The sequence below is a fragment of the Stenotrophomonas sp. 01N47 genome (assembly GCF_056399165.1).
In genome coordinates this window covers 148,380-173,091 of sequence record NZ_JBFTQU010000004.1, presented here as the reverse complement: position 1 = coordinate 173,091, position 24,712 = coordinate 148,380, and the positions used below count along the sequence as shown (strand labels likewise).

General features: G+C 67.6%; 23 protein-coding genes. 16 read left to right on the top strand and 7 right to left on the bottom strand.

Going from position 1 to position 24,712, the window contains the following annotated elements; translation table 11 throughout:
- The first annotated feature begins 94 nt into the window (after positions 1–94).
- The 4 genes from AC1DKR_RS08930 to AC1DKR_RS08915 all read left to right on the top strand — a co-directional run bounded on the left by AC1DKR_RS08930 (position 95) and on the right by AC1DKR_RS08915 (position 4,742).
- Positions 95–1,795 (top strand): FecR family protein, encoded by a 1,701-nt coding sequence (locus AC1DKR_RS08930; protein WP_478032375.1) that lies wholly within the window; start codon positions 95–97, stop codon positions 1,793–1,795.
- Positions 1,792–3,426, top strand: coding sequence for a CHASE2 domain-containing protein (locus tag AC1DKR_RS08925; RefSeq protein WP_394198056.1), 1,635 nt, complete (start codon positions 1,792–1,794; stop codon positions 3,424–3,426). The genes AC1DKR_RS08930 and AC1DKR_RS08925 overlap by 4 nt, the downstream gene beginning before the upstream one ends.
- Before the next feature lie 90 nt (positions 3,427–3,516).
- Positions 3,517–3,969, top strand: a complete 453-nt coding sequence (locus AC1DKR_RS08920) for a DUF4442 domain-containing protein (RefSeq protein WP_032975063.1) — start codon at positions 3,517–3,519, stop codon at positions 3,967–3,969.
- A gap of 53 nt (positions 3,970–4,022) precedes the next feature.
- Entirely contained in the window at positions 4,023–4,742 is a 720-nt protein-coding gene (locus tag AC1DKR_RS08915; RefSeq protein WP_312110850.1) for a hypothetical protein, read from the top strand.
- A gap of 7 nt (positions 4,743–4,749) precedes the next feature.
- Here AC1DKR_RS08915 and AC1DKR_RS08910 read toward each other — a convergent pair whose 3' ends face one another.
- Positions 4,750–5,997 carry a hypothetical protein gene (locus tag AC1DKR_RS08910; protein WP_312110847.1) on the bottom strand — a complete coding sequence of 416 codons (1,248 nt, stop codon included), beginning with the start codon at positions 5,995–5,997 and terminating at the stop codon, positions 4,750–4,752.
- 108 nt (positions 5,998–6,105) lie between these two features.
- Between AC1DKR_RS08910 and AC1DKR_RS08905 the strand changes: the two genes are divergently transcribed.
- From AC1DKR_RS08905 to rnfB, 9 genes are all read left to right on the top strand, one after another.
- Positions 6,106–6,789, top strand: coding sequence for a DUF502 domain-containing protein (locus AC1DKR_RS08905; protein WP_223496055.1), 684 nt, complete (start codon positions 6,106–6,108; stop codon positions 6,787–6,789).
- Positions 6,786–7,571 carry a queuosine precursor transporter gene (locus AC1DKR_RS08900; RefSeq protein WP_223496057.1) on the top strand — a complete coding sequence of 262 codons (786 nt, stop codon included), beginning with the start codon at positions 6,786–6,788 and terminating at the stop codon, positions 7,569–7,571. Before AC1DKR_RS08905 ends, AC1DKR_RS08900 begins: the two co-directional genes overlap by 4 nt.
- Positions 7,572–7,667: 96 nt before the next feature.
- Positions 7,668–9,608: a DUF885 domain-containing protein gene (locus tag AC1DKR_RS08895; protein ID WP_478032368.1), complete on the top strand. Its 1,941-nt coding sequence runs from the start codon at positions 7,668–7,670 to the stop codon at positions 9,606–9,608.
- Between the two features lie 16 nt (positions 9,609–9,624).
- The gene (locus AC1DKR_RS08890) at positions 9,625–10,695 is read left to right on the top strand and encodes a serine hydrolase domain-containing protein (RefSeq protein WP_478032365.1); all 1,071 of its coding nucleotides are present in this window, start codon (positions 9,625–9,627) and stop codon (positions 10,693–10,695) included.
- The gene (gene gloA2, locus AC1DKR_RS08885) at positions 10,692–11,096 is read left to right on the top strand and encodes an SMU1112c/YaeR family gloxylase I-like metalloprotein (protein ID WP_312786381.1); all 405 of its coding nucleotides are present in this window, start codon (positions 10,692–10,694) and stop codon (positions 11,094–11,096) included. The genes AC1DKR_RS08890 and gloA2 overlap by 4 nt, the downstream gene beginning before the upstream one ends.
- A gap of 366 nt (positions 11,097–11,462) precedes the next feature.
- Complete coding sequence (locus tag AC1DKR_RS08880; RefSeq protein WP_025879086.1) at positions 11,463–11,912, top strand: DUF2147 domain-containing protein; 450 nt, start codon at positions 11,463–11,465, stop codon at positions 11,910–11,912.
- Between the two features lie 102 nt (positions 11,913–12,014).
- A complete protein-coding gene (gene metG / locus AC1DKR_RS08875) occupies positions 12,015–14,093 on the top strand; it encodes a methionine--tRNA ligase (RefSeq protein WP_478032362.1) in 2,079 nt (692 codons plus the stop codon).
- 76 nt (positions 14,094–14,169) lie between these two features.
- Positions 14,170–14,760, top strand: coding sequence for an HAD family hydrolase (locus tag AC1DKR_RS08870; RefSeq protein WP_025879084.1), 591 nt, complete (start codon positions 14,170–14,172; stop codon positions 14,758–14,760).
- A gap of 24 nt (positions 14,761–14,784) precedes the next feature.
- Positions 14,785–15,198, top strand: a complete 414-nt coding sequence (gene rnfB, locus AC1DKR_RS08865; RefSeq protein WP_223496071.1) for an Rnf electron transport complex subunit RnfB — start codon at positions 14,785–14,787, stop codon at positions 15,196–15,198.
- 52 nt (positions 15,199–15,250) lie between these two features.
- Here rnfB and AC1DKR_RS08860 read toward each other — a convergent pair whose 3' ends face one another.
- Positions 15,251–15,598, bottom strand: coding sequence for a RidA family protein (locus tag AC1DKR_RS08860; RefSeq protein WP_223496073.1), 348 nt, complete (start codon positions 15,596–15,598; stop codon positions 15,251–15,253).
- 193 nt (positions 15,599–15,791) lie between these two features.
- On the opposite strand from AC1DKR_RS08860, the gene mprF reads away from it, so the two are divergent.
- On the top strand, positions 15,792–18,356 hold the full coding sequence (gene mprF / locus AC1DKR_RS08855; RefSeq protein WP_312108631.1) for a bifunctional lysylphosphatidylglycerol flippase/synthetase MprF: 2,565 nt from the start codon (positions 15,792–15,794) through the stop codon (positions 18,354–18,356).
- A gap of 140 nt (positions 18,357–18,496) precedes the next feature.
- On the opposite strand, the gene AC1DKR_RS08850 is transcribed toward mprF, so the two are convergent.
- The 4 genes from AC1DKR_RS08850 to AC1DKR_RS08835 all read right to left on the bottom strand — a co-directional run bounded on the left by AC1DKR_RS08850 (position 18,497) and on the right by AC1DKR_RS08835 (position 21,373).
- Positions 18,497–19,831 (bottom strand): virulence factor family protein, encoded by a 1,335-nt coding sequence (locus AC1DKR_RS08850; protein ID WP_478032358.1) that lies wholly within the window; start codon positions 19,829–19,831, stop codon positions 18,497–18,499.
- Positions 19,832–19,927: 96 nt separating this feature from the next.
- The gene (locus AC1DKR_RS08845) at positions 19,928–20,545 is read right to left on the bottom strand and encodes a DUF998 domain-containing protein (protein WP_312786376.1); all 618 of its coding nucleotides are present in this window, start codon (positions 20,543–20,545) and stop codon (positions 19,928–19,930) included.
- Positions 20,542–20,721 (bottom strand): oxidoreductase-like domain-containing protein, encoded by a 180-nt coding sequence (locus tag AC1DKR_RS08840; protein WP_099844378.1) that lies wholly within the window; start codon positions 20,719–20,721, stop codon positions 20,542–20,544. Before AC1DKR_RS08840 ends, AC1DKR_RS08845 begins: the two co-directional genes overlap by 4 nt.
- Positions 20,722–20,770: 49 nt before the next feature.
- Positions 20,771–21,373, bottom strand: coding sequence for an HD domain-containing protein (locus tag AC1DKR_RS08835; protein ID WP_025879077.1), 603 nt, complete (start codon positions 21,371–21,373; stop codon positions 20,771–20,773).
- A 229-nt stretch (positions 21,374–21,602) separates the two neighbouring features.
- Here AC1DKR_RS08835 and AC1DKR_RS08830 point away from each other — a divergent pair, with 229 nt between their 5' ends.
- Positions 21,603–22,760 carry a transglutaminase domain-containing protein gene (locus tag AC1DKR_RS08830; RefSeq protein WP_478032353.1) on the top strand — a complete coding sequence of 386 codons (1,158 nt, stop codon included), beginning with the start codon at positions 21,603–21,605 and terminating at the stop codon, positions 22,758–22,760.
- Between the two features lie 7 nt (positions 22,761–22,767).
- On the opposite strand, the gene AC1DKR_RS08825 is transcribed toward AC1DKR_RS08830, so the two are convergent.
- A complete protein-coding gene (locus AC1DKR_RS08825) occupies positions 22,768–23,103 on the bottom strand; it encodes a zinc ribbon domain-containing protein YjdM (RefSeq protein ID WP_025879075.1) in 336 nt (111 codons plus the stop codon).
- A 180-nt stretch (positions 23,104–23,283) separates the two neighbouring features.
- On the opposite strand from AC1DKR_RS08825, the gene AC1DKR_RS08820 reads away from it, so the two are divergent.
- A complete protein-coding gene (locus AC1DKR_RS08820) occupies positions 23,284–24,645 on the top strand; it encodes an Hsp70 family protein (RefSeq protein WP_313251688.1) in 1,362 nt (453 codons plus the stop codon).
- Positions 24,646–24,712: the final 67 nt, after the last annotated feature.

The window sequence follows — 24,712 nt, the reverse complement described above, 5'->3', positions numbered from 1 at the left end:
CGTTCAGAATCCCTGCACTGAACGCGGGCAATAATGCCCGCGATGGTGGCCCCCAGGGCCGCCACGATCCGTTCGGGGGGATGAGGTCGGGGCCATGGGGTCTTGCAGCTGCGCCCCCGCTTTGCCGGGACAGCTATCCGTGACCGTTGGCCGCTCGTCGTCTTTCATCATGCGTTTCCTGCGCACACTGCTGTGTGCCCTCTGCCTGTGGCCGGCGCTTGCCGGCGCGCAGGACTGGAACTATCGGGTCCGCCCCGGCGATACCTTGTGGGATCTGGGAGCGGCCTACCTCAAGCCCAGCGTCGGCTGGCAGCAGCTGCAGCAGCACAACCGCATCGACAACCCGTACCGGCTGCCGCCGGGTGAACTGCTGCGCTTCCCGATCGGCTGGCTGCGCGTTGAGCCCGCCCCGGCGCGGGTACTGGCCGTGCGTGGGCAGGTTGAGCTGAGCGCGGCCGATGGCAGCAGCAGCCGCGCCGTGCGCGCAGGCGAACAGCTGCACATCGGCGATGCGATCCAGACCAAGGCCGATTCCAGCATCACCCTTGAGTTCGCCGATGCGTCGCGCTTGCAGTTGCGCGAATACTCACGCCTGCGCCTGGACCAGCTCAGCCGCTATGGCCACACCGGCATGGTCGATACCCGCCTGCGCCTGCAGCAGGGGCGCGCCAGCAACCGGGTAACCCCTGCGCGCGGGCCGGCCTCGCGCTACATCATCGATGCCCCCACGGCCACCAGCAGCGTGCGCGGCACCGTGTTCCGGGTCAGTGCCGGCGATGACGCACATGCCGGTGCCACCGAGGTACTGGAGGGCAAGGTGCAGGTCGGCAACCCGCATGGCCAGCGTCTGGTGCACCCCGGCCAGGCCAGCCGCAGCGCCGGCAGCGGAACGGCGCCCGAAGCGGTTTCCGGTTTGCTGCCGGCACCGCGCCTGCGTGCCGATTCGACCCGCCTGGGAGCCCTGCCGGCCCAACTCGCGTGGGAGCCGGTGACCGGCGCCGACCGCTACCGGGTGGAAGTGGTGCAGGCCGCCACCCCGGAAATCCTGTTGTTTGCCGCCGACACCGCCGACACCCGGCTGGTGATCGGCGAGCTGCCGCCAGGAACGCTGCGCCTGCTGCTGCGGGCGGTGGATGCACAAGATGTGGAAGGCCTGGATGCCAGCGAGGATTTCGTCCTCGGCGACCAGCCGCCACCGCCGCTGACCATTTCCCCGCTGCAGGGACAGACGGTCAACAGCGACCGTCCCCGCTTCCAGTGGAGCCAGGCGCCCGGTGCCAGCAGCAGCGTGCTGCAGGTGGCCGACGAGCCGCAGTTCCTGCAGCCGCTGCGCGAGCAGAGCACCGGCGGCACCGACCTGCGCCTGGGCCAGCCGCTACCTCCCGGCCAGTACTACTGGCGGGTCGCTTCGCGTGATGACCAGGGCCACCAGGGTCGCTATGGCCAGGCAGTGACGCTGCAACTGACCGATGAACCGGTGGACCCGGCACTACAACCGCCCGAAGCCACCGATGGCGAGCTGACCCTGCGCTGGCAGGCGGGAAGCGACGGGCAGCGCTACCGCGTGCAGGTCGATCGTGGCGGCGACTTCAGCGCGCCGCTGCTCGATACCACCGTCGACCAACCGCAGGTCAGCTTCAAGCGCCCGTGGCGCGGCACGCTGCACATCCGCGTGCAGTACATCGATGACGACGGCCATGCTGGCCCGTTCTCGCCCGCCCAGCAGGTCAAGCTGCCGTGTCGCCTGTGCTACGGCGCCAGCGGTGGTGCCCTGCTGCTGTGGCTGTTGCTGTGAGGCGCTCGCCGCTGCCGTGGTCGCGACGGATCCTGCTGGCCCTGCTGGCGGGTGTAGCGACGGCGGTGGTCAGCCATGGCCAGTGGCTGTGGCGGCAGGACGAAAGCGCGTACGACCTGATGGTCGGCAGCTGGGATTACCGCCCCGACCCCAGCGTGCTGATCGTGGCCATCGACGAAGGCAGCCTGCAGCGGCTGGGCCAGTGGCCGTGGCCGCGCTCGATGCATGCCCGCCTGCTGGACCGCTTGACCGACGCCGGTGCCGAGCGCGTCGCGCTGGACCTCATGCTGTCCGAGCCCGACCGTCGCGATGCGCGCCAGGATGCCGAGCTGGCAGCGGCGATCCGTCGCAACGGCCGTGTGGTACTGCCGGTGCTGGCCGCACCGGCTGCCGGCGACCGCATGGCCGAGGAAATGCTGCCCATCCCGCTGATTGCCGCCAGCGCCGCCGCCATCGGCCACAGTGACGTTGAAGTCGACGGCGATGGTGTCGCCCGCGGGGTCTACCTGCATGCGGGCATCGGCCAGGCACACTGGCCGGCACTCGGTCTGGCGTTGACCGGACTGCCACCGCAACGCGCACAGGGCCTGCCCGACCCTGACCCGGCGCTGGACTCGCCCTATCAATGGCGCCGCAATGATTACGTGCGCGTGCGTTATGCCGGGCCACCGGAACGCTTGCCGCAGGTGTCCTACGCCGATGTGCTGGAAGGGCGCGTGGATGCCTCGATGCTGCGTGGCAGGCGCATCGTGGTGGGCATGACGGCCAGCGGCATCACCACCCGCCTGTTGACCCCCACCACCCGCGAATACTGGATGAGCGGCAGCGAGTACCAGGCCAACATCGCCTCGATGCTGCTGCAGGACAAGCAGATCGACGTGTTGCCCCGCGCCTGGCAGGACGCCCTGGCCGGCCTGCTGGTGGCCATGTGCGTGCTGCTGCTCGGGCTGCGCCTGCCCTGGGTGGTTGCCCTGTGCTCGCTACCGGCTGCGCCGCTGCTGAGCTGGTTGCTGCTGCGCACCGGCAGCCTCTGGTGGGCGCCGGCCAGCGCCCTGCTCGGCATCGTGCTGGTACTGACCGCGTGGGCGACCTGGCGGATCGCCTCCTGGCACCGCCAGGCCAACCGCGATGCGCTGACCGGACTCGGTAACCGACTGCGCTTCGAGCAGTCGCTGCAACAGGAATGCGATGCGGCGCGCCGCAGTGGCAAGCCACTGACCCTGGCCCTGATCGATGTCGACCACTTCAAGCATCACAACGATCGCCATGGCCACCAGGTCGGCGATCGCGTGCTGTGCGAAGTGGCCCGCCTGATCCAGGCGCATGCCCGGCGGCCGCGTGACATGGCTGCCCGCTACGGCGGCGACGAATTCGCACTGGTGCTGCCCGACACCCCGGTTGAAGGCGCACGGCAGGTGATCGAAGACCTGATCTCCTGCATCCGCGCCCTGCCGCCGCCCGGCGATGGCAGCAATTCAGGCGTCACCCTGACCATCGGCGTCTACACCCGTGTGCCTGACGGCGACCTGCAACCGCATCATTTCGTCGAAGGCGCCGACAACGCGCTTTACCGGGCCAAGGACAATGGCCGCGACGGCTATGTGATCGACGGCGGCCCGCCCGCGCCGTAGCGCCCGGCAGGCCTGTCGGAGTTGCTGCGGGCTACAACATACGCATGCGAATGGTTAGACTGGGTGCCCCGTCCCCTGCCCGGTTCCCGCATGAAAGCCAGCACGTTCCGCTTCGGCATCAACCTGTGGCCACCGTTCCTGTTCACCGGCATCCATGTCACCCGGATCACCCCGGACTACCGGCAGATCGACGTGGAACTGCGCCTGCGCCCCTGGAACCGCAACTATGTCGGCACCCACTTCGGCGGTAGCCTGTTCGCAATGACCGATCCGTTCTGGATGCTGGGCCTGATGCACACCCTGGGCCGCGACTATTACGTCTGGGATCGCGCCGGTGCGATCGATTTCCTCAAGCCCGGTCGAGGCACAGTACGCACGTCTTTCCGCATCGACGATGCACTGCTGGATGAACTGCGCACGGCGGCGGCCGGTGGCGAAAAAGTGCTGCGCTGGTTCAGCAACGACGTGGTCGACGAAGCTGGCGAGGTGGTCGCGCAGGTACGCAAGCAGGTCTATGTGCGCTTGAAGCCACACGCACGGTAAAGCGGGCCGGCTGACGCCCGGCTATCCTCTGCAGCCCTGCCATGGAGGCTGCAATGCGCCTTTTCTCCTTTGCGGCGGCACTGACCGCCCTGCCCTTCGCCGCCACTGCACTGGACGTGCCGCCGGTGCGCTACCCCGCCGTGCCCGCGCACGCCGCCACGGCCGAGGGTTTCGTACCTGCCGGCTGGACGCTGGAATACAGGATCGAAGGCGACCTCGACCAGGACGGGCGCGCAGACCTCGCGCTGGTGCTGCGCCAGCAGGACCCGCGCAACATCATCGAACACGATGGGTTTGGCCCCTCGCCGTATGACAGCAACCCGCGCATCCTCGCCATCGCCTTCGCGCGACCGTCCGGTTACGTGCTGGCCGCGCAGAACCACACGCTCATTCCGCGGCCGGACTCGCCCGTGCTCAGCGATGCACTGGCCGAAGGCACCGGCGTGTCCATCCAGCGCGGCGCACTGCGGGTAGGGTTGTACTCGTTCTCCAGCGCGGGCAGCTGGTCGATGGGCACCACCACTTTCACGTTCCGCTGGCAGGAAGGCGACTTCGCGCTGATCGGCTACGACCGCGACTCGATGATGCGCAATTCCGGGCAGACCGAGGGCCTCAGCGTGAACTTCTCCACCGGCAAGGTGAAGCTGACCGAAGGCAGCATGCAGGACGACAAGGAACAGGTGCGTTGGCAGACCCTGCGTGACCGCAGGCGCTGGACGCTGGACAGCGTCGGTGATGGCTGGGCGTTCAATCCACTCGGCGACGGCGGCTGAGCGCGGGTCAATCAACCCGCAACGGCATCGACTGATACGGGCCTTCGCTTTCGCGCGCGGGTCCGCGCCGCAGTACCTGCACATAGCGGCCATCGGCAGACAGTGTTGGCGTACGGGCGTCCGAACGCCATTGCGCCGGCAACCGTGCCAGTGCATCTGCGGGTGGCCCGGGCTGCTGCCGCAGCCACCGCTGCGCGCCGAGCAGGCGGATCATCGCCGCCGTATCCTGGCTGCGCGCCGCGTACGGCGCATAGTGCGGCCCGGCGATGGCGCTCAATGTGCATCCCAGCGGATTGGCCATGCAGCGCACATCCCATCCGAGTGGTTGCGACGCAGTGAGCGGGACGTCGGCCGCCAGCGCCTGGGCTGCGGCAGGCCGGCACGCCCAGCCGAAGTTGCCGGCGATCCGGGCCAGGGTGTGGTCGCGATCCAGCAGCAGGCGGCTGCCTGCTGTCTGCGTGGACGCCTCGATGGCCGCCTTGTTCATCGCGAATTCGCCCTGCATCGCCTGGCACAGGCTCTGCTCGTCGGCTTTCAGCGGCTGCAGCGCCGCCTCGCAGGAGGCGGGCAGTACAAAGTCCGGTGATTGTTCAACCAGCATGTCGCCCAGCAACGCGACATGGGTCCTCACCACGGCAGCGCCCATCATGCTGTCCATCAGCGTGCTGCCGGTGCGCATCATCCGCCGCCCGAATCGAACCGATCTGCAGCCTCCCTCGACGGCACCGGCAACATCGCCCTGCAGATAGGCCAATGCCTGCGCACTGGCACCATCCAACAGCGGCGTGTACGCCGGCAGAGGCAGGAGCTCGTTTCCGCTGGGCCGGAACGGGGAGTCGAAGCGATCATAGTCCGCCATCCGGGCCAGTCGCTCGTGCAGGCCGGCATGCCCGGCGTGGGCCTCAGCGAAGCGCTGCGGATCATTGCGTACCTGTGCCAGGCAGCCGACCGACCCGACTGCACAACGACCTGCCCCATCCAGATTCAACGGTGCGTGCCTGGCGGCCAGCACCGACGCTTGCGACGCCTGCGCGGGCGCCGTCTGCCATTGCTGCAGATCTTCAGCCAATGCCGCCTCACGCTGGGCCAGGTCCAGCCCATCGAAGGGCAGCGTCCACAGCAGGGCGAAGCCGTTCCTGCCCTCGCTGCGATGCGCAGCTTCAAGAAGGCGGACATCCTCCCGCTGGGCGGCCGACAACGGCCAGAACCTCGACAGCAGCCATGCCGCGATGGCGATCACCAGAAGACCCAGCATTGCCCAGCCCAACCACCGCAGCATCCTCAACACAGCATCCCTTCCCTGCATGGCCAACGCCGCCAACGGACAGCGTAAACGAGCGGCCGCGACAGCTACAATGCGCGCATGTCGCTCGATGCCCCCGCCCTGGTTCCCCGCCCCTCCCTGCAGCGCCTGTTCCTGACCGGCCTGCTGACCCTGTTGCCGATCTGGCTGACCTGGGTGGTGGTCAAATTCGTGTTCGTGCTGCTGTCGGGCATCTCCAGCCCGCTGGTCGTGCCGCTGTCCGAACAGATCGCGACCAACTTTCCGCATTATCTCGGCTGGGTCCGCGCCGAATGGATCCAGAACACCATCGCCCTGCTGGCCACCCTGCTGGTGATCCTGGCGGTGGGCGTGGCCAGCCGCCGCGTGGTCGGCCAGCGCCTGCTGCGCTGGGTCGGCGCGGTCATCAAGCGCATTCCGCTGGCCAGCATCATCTATGACAGCGCCAAGAAGCTGCTGGACATGCTGCAGACCGAGCCGGGCAGCACACAGCGCGTGGTGCTGATCGATTTCCCGCACCGCGACATGAAATCGGTCGGCCTGGTCACCCGGGTCATCAAGGAACAGGGCACCGACCGCGAACTGGCGGCCGTCTATGTGCCGACCACGCCGAACCCGACCTCGGGCTATCTGGAAATCGTGCCCGTCGAACTGCTCACCCCGACCGACTGGACGGTGGACCAGGCGATGAGCTTCATCATTTCCGGCGGTGCAGTGGCGCCCTCCAGCGTTCCGTTCACCCGCGCTGGCGATCGTTCCGAATGAGCGAGGCGTCGCACGCGCGCCCGCTGCAGGACCGCGCGGTCCTGCTGTTCATCGTGTTGGCCGCGTTCTTCTGTGGCAACGCAGTACTGGCCGAACTGATCGGGGTGAAGATCTTCGCCCTGGAAGACACCCTCGGCATCGATCCGCTGAACTGGAACCTGTTCGGCCAGACCGGTTCGTTGAGCTTCACCGCCGGCACGCTGCTGTGGCCGGTGGTGTTCATCATGACCGACACCATCAACGAATTCTTCGGCAAGCGCGGGGTGCGTTTCATCTCGTGGCTGGCGGTGGTGCTGATCGCCTACGGTTTCCTGTTCGCCTTCGCTGCGATCTCGCTGGCACCGGCCAGCTGGTGGGTGACCTCGATGGATGCCCACGGCGTGCCCGATTACCAGGCCGCGTTCGCGGCGGTGTTCGGACAGGGCATGTGGACCATCGCCGGCTCGCTGGTGGCGTTCCTGTTCGGCCAGTTGATCGACGTGGCGGTGTTCCATCGCATCCGCCAGGCAACCGGCGAGCGCCATGTATGGCTGCGTGCCACCGGTTCCACTGCGGTCTCGCAGCTGGTGGACAGCTTTGTGGTGATCTGGATCGCCTTCGTGCTCGGCCCGCAGCACTGGCCGACATCGCTGTTCCTGGCGGTCAGCAGTGTCAATTATGTCTACAAGATGGGCTTCGCGATCGCCCTGATTCCGTTGCTGTACCTGATGCGCCGCGCAATCACCCGCTATCTGGGCGAGCAGCGTGCCGTCGACCTGCGCGCTGCGGCCGCGGCTGACTGAAGCCCCAGCGGCGCGCAAGCTGACTGCGCCCTCACTCTGGCCGTACGCGCGCGGATCGTGCAAGCTCCACGGTCTGTGTTCCACGGAAGCTTCTTGATGCCGTATTCCCCCCGCGTCCTGGCCGCTGCCATCGCCGCGTTGTTCCTGTTCAGCGCCGTACCGCCGGCCGAAGCAGCGAAGAAGAAGGGCAGCCGCCCCGCCGCCGCGCAGACCCGCCAGGCTGCCAAGCCGAAGGCCCGCGCCGGCACACGTGCCACCACGCCGGCCCGCGGCAGCTCGGCGCGCCGCGCCGCGCCGCGTCCGGTCGCCCCGACCCGCGCAGTGCCCAAGCAGGTGCAGCTGGAGCGCTTGTACGACGAGTACTGGGATGCCTCCATGCGGTTGAACCCGCTGCAGGCTACCTTCCAGGGCGAACCGCGCTACAACGACCAGTTGCCCAATATCCTCTCCGCCGCCTGGCGCCAGCAATCGCACGACTTCACCACCGAGTGGCTGGGCAAGGTCGAGAAGATCGGCAGCGACGGCCTGCAGGGGCAGGACCTGCTCAGCTACGAGATCTTCGTGCGTGATGCCCGCGCTTCGCTGGCCGCCGAACGTTATCCGAGCTGGATGATGCCGATCAGCCAGTACTACAACGTCGGCAGCATCATGGCCATCCTCGGCGCCGGTGCTGGCGCACAGCCGTTCAACACGGCCAAGGACTACGACACCTGGTCGCGACGCTCGCTGGGCATCCCCGATCTGTTCGACCAGGCCATCGCCAACATGCGCCAAGGCATGAAGGCTGGTGTGGTGCAACCGCGCGACCTGATGGAAAAGGTCCTGCCGCAGCTGGATGCGGTGATCAAGCCGACTGCCGAAGAGAGCATCTTCTGGTCGCCGATCCGGACCATGCCCGAGTCCATCTCCGCCGAAGACAAGGCGCGAATCAGCGGCGAGTACAAGCGCATGATCGAACTGCGCATCATGCCGGCCTACCGCGCACTGCGTGGCTTCATCGCCACCGAATACCTGCCTGCCACGCGCAGCAGCAGCGGTCTGGGCGCACTGCCCGACGGCCAGGCCTGGTATGCCAACCTGATCGTGCAGACCACCGCCAGCCAGCAGACCGCCGCGCAGCTGCATGCGCTGGGCGAGCAGCGCGTGCAGGAGCTGCAGGCGCAGATCACCACGGTGATGCGCGACGGCAAGCTGCGCAGTTCGCAGGCCAAGCTGCTGCGCAGCATGCGCAACGACCGCCAGTTCCAGTACAGCGATGCCAACGCGCTGCTCAACCGCTACCGGCAGGTGCAACAGCAGGTCGATGCACGCCTGCCGCAGGTACTGGACACCCTGCCGAAGGCGCCGCTGCAGATCCATGCAGTGGAGCCGGAGCGTGCCATGACCGCCGCCGCAGCCTCCTACCAGCCGTCGCCCCCAGGACAACCCGGCGTGCTGTTCGTCAACACCCGCGACCTGCCCAGCCGCAAGCGCTGGAACGTGCCGGTGCAGTACCTGCATGAAGCCATTCCCGGGCACCATGTGCAGCTGGGCCTGCAGCAGGAATTGACCAAGCTGCCGCGCTTCCGCCGCCTCGGCGGTGACCTTGCCTTCGTCGAAGGCTGGGGCCTGTATGCGGAAACCCTCGGCGAAGACCTCGGCGCGTACACCGATCCGTACGACCGCATCGGCTATCTGTATTCGCGCCTGCTGCGTGCCGCACGCGTGGTCGCCGACACCGGCGTGCATGCGCAGGGCTGGAGCAAGCAGCAAGCCGTGACCTATCTGCAGAAGACCGTCGACATGAGCGCTGACGATGCCAATGCGGAAGTGGAACGGATCATGGCCCAGCCTGGCCAGGCGCTGTCCAACGTGGCAGGCCTGACCACGATCATCGCCCTGCGTGACAAGGCCAAGGCACGCCAGGGCGCAGCGTTCGACCTGCGCCGCTTCCATGCCGAAGTGCTGAAAGACGGTTCGATGCCGCTGGATGTACTGGACCACAAGATCGAACGCTGGCTGGCCCAGCCGGCCACTACACCAGCACCCGCACCCTGACCGTCACGGAGCTGCCATGCGCCCTGCCGCCCTGCTGTGCGCCACCGTCCTCGCCCTGCTGCCGTCGATAGCGTTGGCAGCGGCACCGCTGGCACCGCCGGATGCAGGCATCGATGGCCTGATGCAGGCCTACGACGGCCAGGTGCCGGGCGCAGCGGTGCTGGTGCTGCACGACGGGCAGCCGGTGTTCCGCCGCGGCTACGGCCTCGCCGTGGTTGAAGATGGCAGCGCAGTCACGCCGGCCAGCAACTTCCGCCTGGCCTCGGTCAGCAAGCAGTTCACCGCTGCCGCCGTGCTGTTGCTGGTCGAGGACGGCCGCCTGGCGCTGGACCAGCCCGCGCGGCGCTGGCTGCCGGAACTGCCGCCCGCTGCTGCCGGCATCACCCTGCGCCAGTTGCTGTCGCACACCAGCGGCCTGCTGGACTACGAAGACCTGATGGACCCTGCCGACACCCGGCAGGTGCACGACACCGAGGTGCTGGCGCTGTTGGCCCGCGAAGATCGACTCGCCTTCGCACCCGGCAGCCAGTACCGCTACAGCAACAGCGGCTACGCACTGCTGGCGCTGATCGTCGGCCGCGCCGCCGGCAGCGACTTTGCCAGCTTCCTGCAGCAGCGCATTTTCCAGCCGCTGGGCATGGCGCACACCGTCGCCCACCAGGATGGTGTCGACGTGGTGGCGCAGCGTGCCTATGGCTACAGCGAGGTCGACGGCCGCTGGCAACGTACCGACCAGAGCACCACCAGCGCCGTGCTCGGCGACGGTGGCATCTACTCCTCACTGGACGACCTCGCCCGCTGGGACGCGGCCCTGTACGACGACCGCCTGCTCTCGGCCGCATCACGCAAGGCCATGTTCAGCCCGGCCACCGCCACCACCGAACCCGACGTGCCGCATTACGGCTTCGGCTGGCGCCTGAACGGCCGCATGCACTGGCACAGCGGCGAGAGCATCGGCTTCCGCAATGTGATCCTGCGCTACCCGGACAAGCACCTGACCGTGATCGTGCTGAGCAACCGCAACGCCCCCGAACCCTATCCGCTGGCGTTGAAGATCGCCCAGCGCTGGCTGGACACCCTGCAATGACCACCGAAACCACCGGCCTGCTGGGCATCCACCATGCCGCACTGATCTGCAGCGACTACGCCCGCTCGAAAGACTTCTACGTGCGCGTGCTGGGCCTGCGCATACTGGCCGAGAACCACCGCGCCGTACGCGACTCGTGGAAGCTGGACCTGGCCCTGCCCGATGGCAGCCAACTGGAGCTGTTCTCTTTCCCCTCGCCGCCCGCACGGCCGAGCCGCCCCGAAGCCCAGGGCCTGCGCCACCTCGCGTTCCGGGTAGCCGCGCTGGAACCCTTCATCGAACGCCTGGCCCGCCACGGCGTAACCTGCGAACCGATCCGCGTGGATGAATACACCGGCCGCCGCTTCACCTTCTTCGCCGACCCCGACGACCTGCCGCTGGAGCTGTACGAGACCGGCTGAGCGATTTCAATCGCGGAAATTCATCCACGCATGACGTAGATCTGCGTGTCGACCAAGGTCGACACCCACCAAGAGCAGGCAATGCCATTCCAACCGATCGCGGAACCTGTCGAAGGCGGGGTGGGTCCGGTTGCGGGGGTGTCCGCGGCATGGATGCCGCGGCCAAGCCCCCATGGATGGGTTTACGGCGTCCCCCGCCACCGGACCCACCCCGCCACCGCACGGAATGCACGCTGTTGCCGTTGCTGTTGCCGTTGCGGGTGCCGGGTGCAACCCGGCCAACGCCCCCCTTCCCCATACCCCGCCGAATGGGTATACAGTCGACCCGTACCGGCATCGTGCCGGAATGAACCCTGGGAGGGGACCATGCGCAAGACCTTCAAGACCCTGCTGCTGGCGCTGCCGCTGTGCCTGGCCGCGCTCTCCGCGCAGGCCGCCGACAGTGCCGCCGGCCGCTGGAAGACCATCGACGACAAGACCGGCAAGGTGAAGTCGATCGTCGAGATCAGCCAGGCCGCCAACGGCACGCTGTCCGGCAAGGTGGTCGAGATCCTGCACTCGGACAAGGGCCCGAACCCGGTCTGCGATGGTTGCGAGGGCGCCAACAAGAACAAGCCGGTGAAGGGCATGACCATTCTCTGGAACCTGAGCCAGGACAAGGGCACCACCAGCAAGTGGTCCGGTGGCACCATCCTCGACCCGGCCAACGGCAAGACCTACCGCTCGAAGATCGAGCTGCAGCCGGGCGGCGGCAAGCTGGACGTGTCCGGCTGCATCGCCTTCATCTGCCGCGCGCAGACCTGGGTCCGCGAGTAAGCGTCACGGCCCCGGCAATGCCCTGGTGACCCGGCTCCGGCCGGGTCACTGCGTTGCGGGCATGCGATAATCTTCGGTTCCCCCTGGCTGCACCCCGTGACCATGACCCGTACCGCGCTCGTCACCACCGCCCTGCCCTACGCCAACGGCCCGCTGCACCTGGGCCACCTGGTCGGCTACATCCAGGCTGACATCTGGGTGCGTGCGCGTCGAATGAGCGGCGGCAAGGCCTGGTTCGTGTGCGCCGACGACACCCACGGCACGCCGATCATGCTGGCTGCGGAGAAGGCCGGGGTCACCCCGGAAGCCTTCATCGCCAACATCCAGGCCAGTCACGAACGCGATTTCGCCGCCTTCGGCGTCGCCTTCGACCATTACGACTCGACCAATTCGGCGGCCAACAAGGCGCTGACCGAGGCGTTCTACCTGAAGCTGGAAGCGGCTGGCCACATCAGCCGCCGTTCGGTGGCGCAGTTCTACGACCCGGCCAAGGGCATGTTCCTGCCCGACCGCTACGTCAAGGGCATCTGCCCGAACTGTGGCAGCGCCGACCAGTACGGCGACAACTGCGAAGTCTGCGGCGCCACCTATGCGCCGACCGACCTGAAGGAACCGCGCTCGGTGATCTCCGGTGCCACCCCGGAAATGCGCGATTCCGAGCACTTCTTCTTCGAGGTGGGCCACTTCGACGGCTTCCTGCGCGACTGGCTGGCCGGCGATGTAGCCCTGCCCGGTGTGAAGGCCAAGCTCGGTGAATGGCTCAACGCCGAAGGTGGCCTGCGTGCGTGGGACATCTCGCGCGATGCGCCGTACTTCGGTTTCGAGATTCCCGGCCAGCCGGGCAAGTACTTCTACGTCTGGCTGGACGCGCCGATCGGCTACCTGTCCAGCTTCCAGACGTTGTGCGGCAAGATCGGCGAGGATTTCGAAGCGCATCTGCGCGCCGGCACCAGCACCGAGCTGCATCATTTCCTCGGCAAGGACATCGTCAATTTCCATGGCCTGTTCTGGCCGGCGGTGCTGCACGGCACCGGCCACCGCGCGCCGACCCGCCTGCACGTCAACGGCTACCTGACCGTCGATGGCGCGAAGATGAGCAAGTCGCGCGGCACCTTCGTGATGGCGCGTACGTTCCTCGATGCCGGCCTGGAGCCGGAGGCACTGCGTTACTACTTCGCCGCCAAGTCCGGTGGCGGCGTCGACGACCTCGACCTGAACCTGGGCGACTTCATCGCGCGCGTCAACGCCGATCTGGTCGGCAAGTTCGTCAACCTCGCCAGCCGCTGCGCCGGTTTCATCAGCAAGCGCTTCGATGGCCAGTTGGCTGCGCAGCTGCCCGACGCGGCGCAGTACCAGCGCTTCGTCGATGGCCTGGCGCCGATCCGTGAGGCGTACGAGCGCAACGACCCGGCCGCGGCAATCCGCCTGACCATGACCCTGGCCGATGAAGCCAACCGCTACATCGACGACGTCAAGCCGTGGGTGATCGCCAAGCAGGAAGGCGCCGACGCGCAGCTGCAGGCGGTCTGCAGCCAGGGCCTGAACCTGTTCCGCGTACTGGTCACCGCCCTGAAGCCGGTGCTGCCGGCCACCGCTGCGCAGGCCGAGGCCTTCCTGGCCGCGCCGGTGAATGACTGGACCGAGCTGGCGCAGCCGTTGCTCGGCCATCGCATCACCGACTACACCCCGCTGTTCACCCGTATCGACCCGAAGAAGATTGACGCCATGATCGACGCCTCCAAGGACACCCTGACCGCTGCCGCTGCAGCCCCCGCTGCCAAGGTGGAAGCCGCAAAGCCTGCCGCACCGGTGCTGGCCAAGGACGAAGCAAACAGCGCTGACGCCCCGGCCTACATCGGCATCGACGACTTCGCCAAGCTCGACCTGCGCATCGGCAAGGTGCTGGTGTGCGAGTTCGTGGAAGGCTCGGACAAGCTGCTGCGTTTCGAACTGGATGCCGGCGACCTCGGCAAGCGCCAGATCTTCTCCGGCATCCGCGCCAGCTATGGCGAGCCGGAAGCGCTGGTCGGCCGCAGCGTGGTGTTCATCGCCAACCTGGCCCCGCGCAAGATGCGCTTCGGCCTGAGCGAAGGCATGATCCTGTCGGCCGGCTTCGACGGTGGCGCGCTGGCGCTGCTGGACGCCGACAGCGGCGCGCAGCCGGGCATGCCGGTTCGTTGATGCAACACGGGCGCGGCCCCGGCCGCGCCCGGTCATGAGCACTGCGAAGGGAGGTACCGTGATGGGAGATGCTGCGTTGGAACTGGCGCTGTTCGACTTCGACCACACCGTTACCACCTGCGACACCTACGGCCGCTTCCTGCGCCGGGTCGCCACCGCCGAACAGCTGGCACAGGCCTGGTGGAAAGTCGGCCCATGGCTGCTGGCCTACAAGCTGAAGCTGATCTCCGCCGAGCGCATCCGCGCACGGGTGACCCGGTTGACCTTCAGCGAACGCCACGCCGATGACATCGAGACGCTGGCCGCGGGTTTTTCCCGTGAGTTCCTGCCCGATGTCGTGCGTCCGGAAATGCTGGAGCAGATCCGCTGGCACAAGGAGCAGCAGCACACCGTGGTGGTGGTATCCGGTTCACTGGACCTGTACCTGCGGCCATGGTGCGAACAACTGGGCCTGCAGCTGATCTGCAATCGGCTGGAAAGCGAAAGCGGACGCCTGACCGGCCGCTACGCCGGTGGCGATTGTGGCCCACGCAAGGTCGAGCACATCCGTCGCCAGTTCGATCTGTCACGCTACACACGCATCCATGCCTACGGTGACAGCGCCGAGGATCGTCCGATGCTGGCCCTGGCGCACGAGCGCTGGTACCGCGGCAAACCCCTGAAGTAACCCAACGCGCAGCCTTCGCCACGCATGAGCCTGATTCCGCCCCTGACCGAACGCCTGGACCGCTTGCTGCCGCAGACCCAATGCGGGCAATGCGGCTACGACGGCTGCCGCCCGTATGCGCAGGCGATGGCACGTGGCGAGGCTGGCGTGGATCGTTGTCCGCCGGGCGGCGATGCCGGTGCGCGGGCGTTGGCGCAGGTGCTGGGTGTGTCGGCGCTGCCGTTTGATCGATCGCGGGGCGAGCACAAGGCGCCGCAGGTAGCGTTGATCGTGGAGGCTGACTGCATCGGCTGCACGAAGTGCATACAGGCGTGCCCTGTGGATGCGATCGTCGGCGGGGCGAAGTACATGCACACGGTGATTGCGGATCTGTGCACGGGGTGCGAGTTGTGTATTCCACCTTGTCCGGTGGATTGCATCGAGCTGGTGAAACTGTAGCGAGGTCAGATCCCTTTTCCGGAGGAAAAGGGATCTGATCCCTGTCCTGTCATTACGGCACGGCCGCCGTAACGATGATCTCGACCTTCCATTCGGCGTGCGCAAGCTTGGCTTCGACGGTGGCACGGGCCGGTGTCGCGCCGTCCACCACCCACTCGTCCCACGCCTTGTTCATGCCCTCGAAATCGGCCATGTCGGCCAGGAAGATCTCCGCACGCAGCACGTGCTGGCGGTCACTGGCCACCAGCGCCAGCAGCTTGTCGATCTCGGCCAGTACCTGCCGGGTCTGCCCGGTGATGTCCTGGCTGGTGTCTTCCGGAATCTGGCCGGAAAGGTAGGCGACCTTGTTGTACACGGTCATCTCGGACATGCGCGGTCCGACGTCGTAACGCTCCATCATGGGCGTGGCTCCTGCGGGTGGTCTGGACTGCATTCTCACCCAGCCGGCGTCGGAAGTGTGTGCCCGGTGCGGCCACTGAATACCGCCACCGGCGGCACAGCCGCACCGCTGGTCAAACCGCGCTGGCAGGCGCACGATGCGCGACGCCCTGCGTTGACACCGCCCTCGCCCTTACTGACGCACCCTTGCGCCGATGACTGCCTCTACCGATTCCGTCCCTGCCGCCTCTGCCCCGACCTGGAAGCGGGTCGTCACCATCGTCGTCCCGCTGCTGATCCTCGCGCTGGCCCTGCATGGGCTGGCCGGTGAATTCGACGAGCACGGCTATCGTGCCATCCGCCAGGCCTTCCGCCAGCTCAGCGGCGCGCAGATCGCGCTGACCGTGCTGCTCGGCCTGGCCAGCTACGCCTGCCTGATCGGCTTCGATGCGATCGGCCTCCGCCGCAGTGGCATCCGCGTGCACCCGGCACGGATCGGCATCACCGCCTTCCTCGCCCACACCCTGGGCCAGACCGTGGGCTTTGCCGCCCTCACCGGCGGTGCAGTGCGGCTGCGCGGCTACCGCAGTGCCGGCCTGGATCTGGCGCAGATTGGCCAGGTGGTGCTGATGAGCACGCTGGGCTTCATCTTCGGCGCGTGGCTGCTGATCGGCGTGGCGCTGTGCATGGAGCCGGCCGCTGCCGCGCTTGCGCTGCCGCTGGATCCCGCGGCGGTGCGCGTGGTCGGCATCATCGCGCTGATCGCCTTTGCCGCCACCTTCATCCTGGTCGGCCGGGACGGTCGCCAGTTCCGCATATTCGGCCATGGCCTGTGGCTGCCCGACCGGCGCACCATGCTCGGGGTCACCGTGTTGAGCGTGGTCGAACTGGTATTGGCCAGTGCCGCGTTCTACGTGCTGCTGCCAGATTCAACGCCGACTGGCCTGCCCGGTTTCGTCGGCCTGTATCTGGTGGCCGTGCTGGCCGGTCTGGTCTCCACCGTGCCGGCCGGCCTGGGCGTGTTCGAGTGGAGCCTGCTGAAGCTGCTGCCGCAGGTGGCTCCCGCTGCGGTACTTGCGGCGGCATTGATCTACCGCGTCAGTTACTACGTGCTGCCGCTGCTGCTGGCGACCGTGCTGGCACTGGCACCTGCGCTGCGGCAACCGCTGCAGGCCAGCGCAGGTGCCACCCGCGCCGGCTGGTACGCGCTGCGTCCGTGGTTGCCGCAGATCATCGCGCTGGCCGCCTTCAGTGTCGGCGCAGCGCTGGTCATCGACGGCACCTTGCCCACGCCACGCCGACACCTGATCAATGCCTCACTGCCGATCCTGGAAACCTCGCACCTGATCGGCAGCCTGGGCGGCGTCGCCCTGCTGCTGATCGGCCAGGGCCTGGCCCGCCGCAGCCACGCAGCCTGGATGCTGGCGATGGCGATCTGCGTAATCGCGCCGCTGCCGATCTGGCTGCGCGGTGGCCAACCGCTGATCGCCTTGTCGGCGTTGTTGGTGGCGATGGCGCTGTGGGCAGCACGTCGCGAGTTCTATCGCCAAGGCGCACTGCTGGACGAAGCCTGGTCGTGGCCATGGCTGCGCAACCTCGGCCTGGTGCTGGTGGCAGTGACCTGGCTGCTGTTCTTCACCTACAGCCATGTCGAATACCAGAACGAGCTGTGGTGGCAGTTCGCGGTGTCCGGCAATGCACCGCGCGCGCTGCGTGCGCTGCTGCTGGTGGCGATGGCACTGGTGATGTTCGGGCTGGCGCGGTTGCTGCACAGCACGCGCAGCCCGCTGCCGCCTGCCGACGACGCAACCCTGCAGGCGCTGACACCGGTGCTGGCCGGCGCCACCGACACCCAAGCCTGCCTGGTGCTGACCGCCGACAAGGCAGTGCTGCGCGATGAGCAGCACAAAGGCTTTGTGATGATGCAGCGCTACGGCGGCTCGCTGATCGCGATGGGCGATCCGGTCGGGCCACCCGAGGTGGCGCGCGCATTGATCTGGCGCTTCCGCGAAGAAGCCGACCGGCTCGGACTGCGCCCGGTGTTCTACCAGGTGGGTGAAGCGTATTGGCAGACCTATCTCGATCTCGGCCTGGGCCTGGTCAAGCTGGGCGAAGAGGCGATGGTGCCGCTGCACGACTTCGGTCTGGAAGGCCGCGAGCGTGCCGACCTGCGACAAGCCTGGAACCGCGGCAAGCGCGGTGGGCTGTCGTTCCGCGTAGCACCGGCGGAAGAGATCCCTGCCCTGCTGCCACGCCTGCATGCCATTTCCAACGCTTGGCTCGACGACAAGTCCGGAGACGAAAAGGGCTTCTCGCTGGGCAGCTACGACCCGGACTACCTCGTGCGTTTCCCGATCGCGCTGGTCGAAGCCGAAGGCCGGATCGTGGCCTTTGCCAACCTGTGGCAGGCACCGGCAGGCGCCGAACTGTCAGTGGATCTGATGCGCCACGTCAGCGACGCGCCGAAGGGCACGATGGATTTCCTGTTCATCGAGTTGTTCCTGTGGGGCCGCGCGCAGGGGTATGCACGGTTCTCGCTGGGCATGGCACCGCTGTCCGGCCTGGCCCAGCATCGCCTGGCCGGTCGCTGGAACCGGCTGGCCGGCCTGCTCGCACGGCATGGCGAGCGTTTCTATGGCTTCAGCGGCCTGCGCAGGTTCAAGTCGAAGTTCGATCCACAGTGGCGACCGCGCTACCTGGCCGCGCCCGGCGGCATGCACCTGCCAGCCGCGCTGCTGGATGCCACGCGGCTGATCTCGCTGGACCCGCGGCGTGGCTAGTCCATGTGCCCGGCCTCTGCCGGACCTTTGCCGGTAGGTGTCGACCTTGGTCGACACACTCCCGCCCGTGGTGTTGCAAGCCCCAGCGCCGACCAAGGTCGGCGTCTAGCAAACGCCGTCGAACAGGGTTCGACTCCAGCTTACGCGCCGCCTTTGAGGATCACCTCGGCCAAGCGATCGTAGTCACCGCCGAAGTGATGGTCACCCGGCAATTTGACCTTGTGCACGCCGTCGTTGCCCGGCAGATCGGGGCACAGCGCATCCTCGTCCTTGTCACCGTACACGCACAGGGTCCTGGCCGCCGGCAGCTTCGCCACTTCCGGCGCGATCGGCAGGCCGCCGCCACCGCCGCCCAGCCAGTTGCTGACATGGAATTCAAAGTCGGCGTTCCTGCCCACCGACAGCAGCACGATGCGCTCGAGACCGGCGCGGGTGCCCGCATCAAGCTGGTTGATGGTGGCCGGCAGCACGTCGGCGCCCTGCGAGAAACCGATCAACATCACCTTGTCGCGCTGCCATTGCTGGCGGTAGTGGCCGATGATCTTCTGCAGATCGACAGCGAATCCCTGCGGCGTGCGTTCGCTCCAGAAGTAGCGCAGCGAATCGAGGCCGACCACCGCCACGCCGTGTTCGGCCAGGGCGCCGGCCACGTCCTTGTCCAGGCCGGCCCAGCCACCATCGCCGGAAACGAATACCGCCAGCGTGTCACCGCTGCCCTGCGCCGGCACTTCCACTACCGGCAGCCCCTTCAGGGCATCCGGCGGCGGAGCCAGCGCGACCCCGGCCTGCGCGCCGATCACCCGCGCGGCTGCCACCAGCCCAGGTGTCGCATCGCCAGCAACGGTGCGCTTGAATTCACGGGCCATTGCCACCTGCTGCACGAACGCGCCAGCGCTCTTGGTCGAACACCCCGGCGCGCCGGCCGCGTTCAACCACGGGAAATTCAGTTCACTGGGCTGCAGGCGGTCGTGCTTCACGCCGTCACCGCAGACCATGCGCTCGTGTACATGGGCCGGGCAGAATCCCGAGGTCAACAGGCCGGCAAAGACCTGGGTGTCGGCCTGCGCTGCCAGCGCATAGGCCAGTTCGGCGCCTTCACCGCTACCGCCAACCAACGGCAGGTGATACCCCGGCAGATGCAGGAACGCCTGTACCCAACGCGAGAAATTCTCGACATCGCCCGCCCCGAACGCGCAGCTGCTGTTGCCTTCGCGCTTGAGCACGCCGCGCAGGTGGGCCACGTCCACCGATGCGACCAGCGCACCATCGGCACGCAGCGCTTCGATCGGCATGCGGCTGTCATCGGCACCGGCGCCGTCATGGAACCAGATCACCACCCGTTGGGGGGCCCCGGCCGGCACATGCACCGGCACCTGATCGAAACGTCCATGGCTGACCTGCTGCACTGACGCCACCGCTGGCACCGCCGCCAGCGCCAACACCAGTCCCATCGCCCTGCCCAGCCCTGCACGCATCGTTCTGCATCCCGTTGGAATGCGCACACGATACGCCGCCGCTGCGTGCACGGCACGTACCGGTACAGGCCGCCTGCAATCAGGCAGGTGGTTGATTCAGCGGGTGCCGGCAGGACGCCCGCGGCGATACAGCGCCAGCGCCAGCCACAGCAGCCAGCCGACGATCACCGCGATCACCAGTTTCTGCCCCAGCCCACGCGGTGGGCCACCGCGCCACAGCACGTGCATCCACAGCAGCACGAAGGCCAGCCATGCCCAGGCCCACAACAGCGCCGCACTGCCTCGCCAGCCCGGCTCGCGGCGCAGGTACCAGGCCTGCAGCAGCATGCCGACGCTGGCGCACAGGAAGGCGGTATTGGCGGCCAGACCGTGGATCAACGGCGCCAGCAACGGCGTTGCCGCAGGCAGCCAGCTGTCACCGATGGCGACGGTGGCCAGGCCAACGGCGGCCACGCAGAACAACAGCGGTGCCGCTGCGCTGCGCCGCGGCCCCACGCTGTGCCGATACAACGCGATGCCGAGCACGGCGATGGCCAGTGCCAGCAGGCAGTAGGCGCTGCGTAGCGCCAGGCCCCACGGTCCATGCAGGTACAGGCTCAGGGTGGCCTTCACCCAATCCAGATCGGCCCGCGCGAACTGCGTCCACAACGCGGTAGCCACGAACAACAGCAGTGCCACCAGCGCCAGCGTCGCGGCCGGACGGGCCCGCGTCATGGGCCAGCGTCCGGATGCCGTGCCTGCCACTCAGCCAGCGCCTTGCGGTAACGCTGCAGCTCCTCGGTGTACAGGTCGAGCACGCACAACGGGCAGCCACTGCCGCAGCACTCGTTGGGGCCGGGTTCTTCCGGCGGCAGCGGACGGGGATCGGCAGGAGTATCGGAGACGGTCACGGCTGCAAACAACACCACACAATGGCAGGTGGGTAGTGTAGCGGCGCGCTCAGGCGCCCAGTTGGCGGCGCAGGTTGGCTCGCGCGGCGGCATCAAGCTGCTGGTCGAAAAAGTCGCTGAGGAAGATCCGCGGCGCGCGCAGCAGCCCCTGCAGGAAGCGGCGGCGTCCGGCGCGATACAGGAAGCCCGGCACCACGCCTTTGTACTCTTCGGCCACGCCGCGGTCATACGCGGCAAATACCTCCTCGGGTGCCGCCAGGATCGCCATGTCGCAGTCGAGGAACAGCGCCGCTTCGGCGTCGACATCGGCCGGGCCCAGCTCGCCATGGCGGGCGGTGAGCAGGATCAACTGCTCGACCCGGCCGGCATCGACCGATGCCAGCTCGGGCCAGTCCGCGATCGCCTGCAGGGCCAGCGCGGCCGACCTGGCCTCGTTGTCCTTGCGGCCGGCCTGGTAGATCGCATCGTGGTACAGCACTGCCAGATAGACTTCGGCCGGCTGCTGCCAGCCCGGACCTGCAGCCACCTCCTGGCAATGCTGCAGGACCGCGCGCACGTGGCCGAAGTGGTGATAGGCGCGCGGTGGCGTCGCATAGGCATCCTGCAGAGCCTGCCAGTGCGCGGGAGCGAGAGTCAGCGGGGCGAAGTCCATGCAGGGATGATCCCGCCCTTGGCACCGCCGGGCAAGCTGGCTGTTTTTTCACCAGCCACTCACATCCCGTGCCGGGCAAGGGCGCAGGGCAGTTGTCCACAGGTTTGTTGCGTGCTGGTCCACACCGGCTGTGGACGAAGCGCAGCGCTGATCGCCGGTGGATGCGGACCGCCACGTGCAGGTCTACACTGGCCGCAGGCGGGAGCGCCCGCCGCTGCCGGAAACCGTCATGCGCCGTCTTGCCGCCCGATGCTTTCTCCTGCCACTGCTCGCGCTCGGCACCCCCGCCCTGTGCGCACAGGATGCGCCCGCTGCCGCGCCGGCCATTCCGACCATCTCCACCGTAAAGGTCACCGCCGCCAGCGTGCCGACACCCGAACAGGTGCTCGCGATCCCGCCGGCGATGCGCGAGATGCTGCAGAAGCAGGTGATCAGCCGCAGCTACTCGCGTGACCAGCGCCTGCAGGCGCTGGTGGAAATGATCTTCAGCCAGCACGGCATGGACCTGCAGTACGACGCCGATGCGACCTACACCATCAGCGAGATCTGGCAGCACCAGCGTGCCAACTGCCTCGCCTTCACCCTGCTGTTCGTCACCCTGGCCCGTGAGGCCGGCATCCAGGCGCGGGTGCAGGAAGTCGGCCAGGTGGTGTCGTGGTACCAGGACCAGGACCAGGGCGTTGTCTACAACGTCGGGCACGTCAACGCTGGCGTGGATGTAGGTGGCCGCTACGGTACGGTCGACCTGGACCGCAACGTGCTGTACGACCGCCACGGGCCGCAACCGATTGGCCGCGAACGGGCGCTGGCGCACTACTACAACAACCGGGGCGCGGAGCAGCTGGCCGATGGCGACCTGAGCGGAGCACGTGCCTTCTTCGATGCCGCGCTGGCGCAGGACGCCGGGTTCGCCCCGACGTGGAACAACATCGGTGTGCTCGACAACCGCCTGGGCGATGACCAGGCGGCCCGCACTGCGCTGGACACGGCACTGCGACTGGACGGACGCCAGAGTGCAGCGCTGAACAACGCCAGTGCGCTCTATCGCAAGCTGGGCATGACCGCGCAGGCGCAGGCCATGCAGAAGAAGCTGCAGTCGGTGCAGCGCGAGGATCCGTTCGCGCAGTACATGCAGGGCGCCCAGGCGGAACGCGCTGGCGACCTCGACAGGGCGATCACGTACTACCGGCGGGCGGTGCGTCTGTACGACACGGCGCACCAGTTCCACTTCGGCCTGGCCCGGGTGTACTTCCTGACGGGCCGGCTGCAACGTGCAGACCGCGAGCTGCTGCGGGCGCAGGAACTGGGCGGTTCAACGCAGCAGGCCCGCTACCAGGCCAAGCTGGACAGCCTGGCCCGCTGGCGAGCGCAGCAGGCCAAGCGCTGAGGCGCGATCAGGCCTTCTTGAGGAAGCAGGTCTTCAGCACCAGCCCCTTGATCTTGTCCGAGTTGCCCTCGATGTGCTCGGCATCGTCTTCGACCAGGCGGATGTTGCGGATCACCGTACCCTGCTTGAGCGGGATCGAAGAACCCTTGACCTTCAGGTCCTTGATCACGGTGACGGTATCGCCGGTCTGCAGGGTATTGCCGTTGCTGTCACGCACGACCAGGGTCGAACCGGTACCTTCTTCGGCCGTCCACTCGAAGCCGCAGTCGGCGCAGATCCACAGCGCGCCATCGGCATAGGTGTTTTCCAGGGTGCACTGCGGGCAGGCGGGAACAGAAGACATTGCAAATACCTCAAAATGAATCAACAGCGGCCATTGTAACCGCCCGGCCTTTTCGTTCATTTTCCGACGTCGGTCCGGGCGCGGCTTCGCCGCGCCCCGCCCGAGGCAGGCGCCGGAACTTGCAGCGCGCGGCAAACTCCAGCAGAGTGCGCGGCCCCTGATCGTCCCCCGGACCTCCCCATGCGCCTCGGCATCGACTTCGGTACCAGCAACTCCGCCGCCGCCATCGTGCGTGATGGGACGCTGCTGCCGATCCGCTTCGGCGAGGCCGAACAGTTCCGCACCAGCGTGTACTTCCCCGGCGTGGTGCCCGACCCGGACGATTTCCAGCTCGACGCCGGGCAGGAACACGAACTGCAGCAGCTGATCGACAGCGCCGCCCGCGCGGCCCGTGCTGCCGGCCAGGAGCGCACGCCACAGGCCCTGCGCCGCGAGGCACTGCGCGCCCTGCGCCGGGAATGGATGGAGGCTCGCGCCGGAAAGGAACGCAGCGCCAGCGACCTGCTGCAGAACGCCGTCTATGGCGACGACGCGCTGGAAGCGTATTTCGAGGAGCACGAAGGCAACCTCGTGCAGAGCCCGAAGTCCATGCTCGGCTACAACCTGCACCCACGCGCGCGGCAGACCATCACCGGCATTGCCGCGCACATCCTCGAACACATCCGCTTGACCGCCAGCGCCCAGCTCGGCCAGCCGCTGCGCAGCGCCCTGCTCGGCCGCCCGGTGCAGTTCCGCAGTTCAATCGGCGAGGCCGGCAACGACCAGGCCCTGGACATCCTGCGCGAAGCGGCCGGCCAGGCCGGCTTCGACCACATCGATTTCCTTGAAGAGCCTGCCGCCGCAGCGATGCATTACCACGCTGAAAGCCGCGATCGCCATCAGGCGGTGATCGTCGATATCGGCGGCGGCACCACCGATATCGCTCACGCCGAAGTGGGTGGCAGCCAGGCCCCGCGCATCCACCGTGCCTGGGGTATTGCCCGCGGCGGCACCGATATCGACCTGGCCCTGAGCCTGTCCGGCTACATGCCGCTGTTCGGCCGGGGCATCACCCGCGTGCCCACCCACCACTACGTGGAAGCGGCCACCGTGCAGGACATGACCCGCCAGCGCGAGTTCCGCCAGCACAACTACGACAACGTCGACGCGCCGTGGGGGGCGCGCCTGCAGGCACTGCAGGACACCGGCAACACGGCCCGCCTGTACCGCGATGTCGAGCGCGCCAAGATCGCCCTCAGCGGTGCCAGCGAACACCGCAGCACGCTGGATTACATCGCCCGCGACCTGCACGTGGACAACAGCGCCGACGGCCTGGCCGCCGCCGCCCATGGCTACCTGACCCAGATCCGCGAACTGCTGGCCCAGGTCCGCAGCGACATCGGCGGCGACCCTGACGCGGTGTTCCTGACCGGCGGCATGTCCCGTGCCGGCTACCTGCGGCAGGCCGCTGCCGAGGCGTTCCCGGGCGCCCGGATGGTGCACGGCGAGCCCTCGCTGGGGGTCGTCCAGGGCCTCGCGCTGGCGGCAGCCAGCCGGGATTAACAAAACGTTACGCGGTCTGCGCTACCCTTGGCCGTCTAGAAAACCGCTGCACCTTCCGCTGGCCTCG

Excerpts from the sequence above, each read along its gene's own strand:
- AC1DKR_RS08915 (WP_312110850.1), top strand. The coding sequence starts at position 4,023 with ATGCGCCTTTTCTCCTTTGCGGCGGCACTGACCGCCCTGCCCTTCGCC.
- mprF (WP_312108631.1), top strand. The coding sequence starts at position 15,792 with ATGACTGCCTCTACCGATTCCGTCCCTGCCGCCTCTGCCCCGACCTGG.
- metG (WP_478032362.1), top strand. The coding sequence starts at position 12,015 with ATGACCCGTACCGCGCTCGTCACCACCGCCCTGCCCTACGCCAACGGC.
- AC1DKR_RS08860 (WP_223496073.1), bottom strand. The coding sequence starts at position 15,598 with ATGATGGAGCGTTACGACGTCGGACCGCGCATGTCCGAGATGACCGTG.
- AC1DKR_RS08850 (WP_478032358.1), bottom strand. The coding sequence starts at position 19,831 with ATGCGTGCAGGGCTGGGCAGGGCGATGGGACTGGTGTTGGCGCTGGCG.
- AC1DKR_RS08930 (WP_478032375.1), top strand. The coding sequence starts at position 95 with ATGGGGTCTTGCAGCTGCGCCCCCGCTTTGCCGGGACAGCTATCCGTG.
- gloA2 (WP_312786381.1), top strand. The coding sequence starts at position 10,692 with ATGACCACCGAAACCACCGGCCTGCTGGGCATCCACCATGCCGCACTG.
- AC1DKR_RS08905 (WP_223496055.1), top strand. The coding sequence starts at position 6,106 with ATGTCGCTCGATGCCCCCGCCCTGGTTCCCCGCCCCTCCCTGCAGCGC.
- AC1DKR_RS08895 (WP_478032368.1), top strand. The coding sequence starts at position 7,668 with ATGCCGTATTCCCCCCGCGTCCTGGCCGCTGCCATCGCCGCGTTGTTC.
- AC1DKR_RS08910 (WP_312110847.1), bottom strand. The coding sequence starts at position 5,997 with ATGCTGGGTCTTCTGGTGATCGCCATCGCGGCATGGCTGCTGTCGAGG.
- AC1DKR_RS08845 (WP_312786376.1), bottom strand. The coding sequence starts at position 20,545 with ATGACGCGGGCCCGTCCGGCCGCGACGCTGGCGCTGGTGGCACTGCTG.
- AC1DKR_RS08820 (WP_313251688.1), top strand. The coding sequence starts at position 23,284 with ATGCGCCTCGGCATCGACTTCGGTACCAGCAACTCCGCCGCCGCCATC.
- AC1DKR_RS08900 (WP_223496057.1), top strand. The coding sequence starts at position 6,786 with ATGAGCGAGGCGTCGCACGCGCGCCCGCTGCAGGACCGCGCGGTCCTG.
- rnfB (WP_223496071.1), top strand. The coding sequence starts at position 14,785 with ATGAGCCTGATTCCGCCCCTGACCGAACGCCTGGACCGCTTGCTGCCG.
- AC1DKR_RS08890 (WP_478032365.1), top strand. The coding sequence starts at position 9,625 with ATGCGCCCTGCCGCCCTGCTGTGCGCCACCGTCCTCGCCCTGCTGCCG.
- AC1DKR_RS08835 (WP_025879077.1), bottom strand. The coding sequence starts at position 21,373 with ATGGACTTCGCCCCGCTGACTCTCGCTCCCGCGCACTGGCAGGCTCTG.
- AC1DKR_RS08920 (WP_032975063.1), top strand. The coding sequence starts at position 3,517 with ATGAAAGCCAGCACGTTCCGCTTCGGCATCAACCTGTGGCCACCGTTC.
- AC1DKR_RS08830 (WP_478032353.1), top strand. The coding sequence starts at position 21,603 with ATGCGCCGTCTTGCCGCCCGATGCTTTCTCCTGCCACTGCTCGCGCTC.
- AC1DKR_RS08880 (WP_025879086.1), top strand. The coding sequence starts at position 11,463 with ATGCGCAAGACCTTCAAGACCCTGCTGCTGGCGCTGCCGCTGTGCCTG.
- AC1DKR_RS08825 (WP_025879075.1), bottom strand. The coding sequence starts at position 23,103 with ATGTCTTCTGTTCCCGCCTGCCCGCAGTGCACCCTGGAAAACACCTAT.